This is a genomic window from Syntrophales bacterium (assembly GCA_030655775.1).
Classification (GTDB): domain Bacteria; phylum Desulfobacterota; class Syntrophia; order Syntrophales; family JADFWA01; genus JAUSPI01.
This window is the reverse complement of sequence record JAUSPI010000203.1, coordinates 1-2,501: the sequence shown is the minus strand read 5'-3', so window position 1 is coordinate 2,501 and position 2,501 is coordinate 1. Positions and strand designations below refer to the sequence as shown.

The 2,501-nt window shown below is 42.7% G+C and carries 3 protein-coding genes; 2 read left to right on the top strand and 1 reads right to left on the bottom strand.

Going from position 1 to position 2,501, the window contains the following annotated elements; translation table 11 throughout:
* A partial coding sequence (locus Q7J27_10880; GenBank protein MDO9529647.1) for a hypothetical protein occupies window positions 1-214 on the bottom strand: 214 nt, incomplete at its 3' end.
* A gap of 107 nt (window positions 215-321) precedes the next feature.
* Between Q7J27_10880 and Q7J27_10875 the strand changes: the two genes are divergently transcribed.
* Both Q7J27_10875 and Q7J27_10870 read left to right on the top strand, forming a co-directional pair.
* Window positions 322-1,023, top strand: coding sequence for a hypothetical protein (locus Q7J27_10875; GenBank protein MDO9529646.1), 702 nt, complete (start codon window positions 322-324; stop codon window positions 1,021-1,023).
* A complete protein-coding gene (locus tag Q7J27_10870) occupies window positions 1,020-2,252 on the top strand; it encodes a hypothetical protein (GenBank protein ID MDO9529645.1) in 1,233 nt (410 codons plus the stop codon). Before Q7J27_10875 ends, Q7J27_10870 begins: the two co-directional genes overlap by 4 nt.
* Window positions 2,253-2,501 lie beyond the last annotated feature (249 nt).

The following is a 2,501-nucleotide window of genomic DNA, read 5'->3' as shown; positions in this document are numbered from 1 at the left end:
TTCGCCAGAGTGCCCTGTGGCTTGCCACAGGGATGAATGGCGTGACGACCCGGCGAAGCCCAATGGGCGAAGCCGGGTTAGCTTCGCCGAGTTTCGCTTTAAACAAAGATGCCCCGTGGCTTGCCACGGGGAGCTTCACTTCGTAGAATCTATTTATTTTATGTTGAACATTTCCTTTGTCATCCTGAGCTTGTCGAAGGGATCTCCGCTGCATTGATAACCCAGGCAGAGATTCCTCGCGAAGCCTGTCCTGAGCGAAGCCGAAGGGCTCGGAATGACATACTGCGTATAAAAACAAAACAAAACGAGGAGGGAAGAGTTATGGAAAACAGGATGAGAATAGTGAAGGCAGCAGTTGTGTTGGGGGTGTTTTTATTGGGGATACAGATAGCATTTTGTGCAGATGTATCTGACAGCTTTGACAGGCCGGACAGTAATGCTGTGGGAAAGACAGAGGCTGGCAATTACAAATGGGTTGAGATTGGAGACAATATGAATGGCAATTTGATTGCTATACGGGAGCATTCGCTGCAATTTCACTATTTTTTTGAGTTAGGTACCTTAAAACCAACCCCTAATCTTGCATGTAACCTCGCCGAATTAAAGGCTAAAAACATTGATTTAAGCGTTGTTATTCAATGTAACCCAAGATATGGTGGCTGTTATGGTGTATCCTATAGATTGGCTGAATATACTGGTAAATTTGATTCTCCTGGATACCATGTAATTTTAAATAGTAAATATACCCCATATACGATTTCTCTTAAGTATGGAGGGGTTACTGTTGCTAAGGCGATCGTCGTAATTCCTCACACCTCAAAAGTTAGGATAGTGGCAAACGGTTCATCCCACAAGATATACTTAAACGGCAACCTTGAGATTGATGTTACAGATAGCGGAGAGACAGAGGACGGCTATGTAAAGACAGATGCTGGTTATGTGGGACTTTGTTCATGGTATGGCATACCTATTTTCAGGGATTTTTCTTTGACACTACTCAAAGAGGAAGAGATTAAAAAATGAATAAGATTGGCAAAATTCTATTAATTTTAGCTTGCAGTGGCTTCCTGTATTCTCAATTATTTCCACAAGATGGTACTTTATATGCCGGTACAGATGATAATCCATTTAAAGAAAAACTGTATCCGCAAGGTAAAAAATTTCCGTTCGGTATATGGACAATTCATACTCTCCATGCGATGAAACAGGTTAAAAAAGATGGTTTCAACTTTATTCAGTGTTATAGTCCTGGTGAAGGAACAGAAGAAGAGATAAAACAGTGGCTTGAATGGGCAAAGGATACAGAGCTTTTCGTAATGTTTAATATGGGAGGTTTTAGAAAACAAGCTGTATTTAATGAAGATGGCAGACACATGAAGTCTTTTGCCCGTCGTCTGGAAACCTATAAGAACTACGAACATATAGCCTGGTGGAATTTGCCAGAAGAAAAAAAGATTAATGATGGCTACGAAGGCCCAATGATAAAGGCATATTGTAAATATCTCCATGAAAACGACCCTTTGAAGAGGCCCGTATATATGTATCCTGCTGCTGGGCATGTCGCAGAGAGTATTGTGCCTTACGTAACGTATTTGGACATAATAGGAGGCGGGATATATACAAGCCTCTATAAAAAGGCAAGGCCATGGGTGCTATGGGTGATTCAACAAGAAGTAAAGGCGATAAAAGAGTCAGGTGTATCTAATAGGATGAAGGTGCCTATTGCCTTTTTACAGTTGTCTCCCGGGGACGGGATCCCGCCAACATTTACCGAAATATATTATGATATATATGCAAGTATTATTGCTGGGGCAAAGGGAGTGGTAGCATATTATCTCCATCATAGCAGAGAGGTACTCGGCGCCTATGATGCCTACGCGAAAGCAGCTAAGGAGCTTGCAGGGGAAGCGCCCCTGGGAAGTGCTGTACTCTTCGGAAAGAATTATCCCGGTATTTCAATAAAGATACTTTCTGGACCGGAAATCGTAACTTTTCTCGTCAACAGGAATAGGGAAGAGTTCCAATGTCCTTCCATTAATTTTAGCGCTAAAGAACATGATGGAAGATTTTGGCTAATAGCTGTGAATTCATCTAATGAAAAAGTCGCTGCTGAATTCAGAGGTTTTCCAGGAAGATCAGAAACATTAAAAGTGTCCTTTGAAAAACGCGAAATTACTCTCAAAAACGGAAGTTTCAGGGAAGATTTTGAGCCGCTTGCGGTCCATATTTATTATAAGGAGGGATTAAAATAGTATTATCAGTTCCTGCACTATTGTAAGTAATTCAGTAACTGCTGGATCTGGGGGCGGAATACATGACGAGTACGTCGCAAAAGATGCCACCTATGATAATTGCATCATACCCGAATTTTGCACGCTGTGCGCACAAAATTCGCCCGTAGGGCCGTCGTCACCCCGCAAATGCGGGGTGACAAGGGGTTTCCGCCACAGCGGATCTGCCAAGGCAGAAACCACTTGCGTGGGCGGATAACCCATCGGGTT

Excerpts from the sequence above, each read along its gene's own strand:
- Q7J27_10875 (MDO9529646.1), top strand. The coding sequence starts at position 322 with ATGGAAAACAGGATGAGAATAGTGAAGGCAGCAGTTGTGTTGGGGGTG.
- Q7J27_10870 (MDO9529645.1), top strand. The coding sequence starts at position 1,020 with ATGAATAAGATTGGCAAAATTCTATTAATTTTAGCTTGCAGTGGCTTC.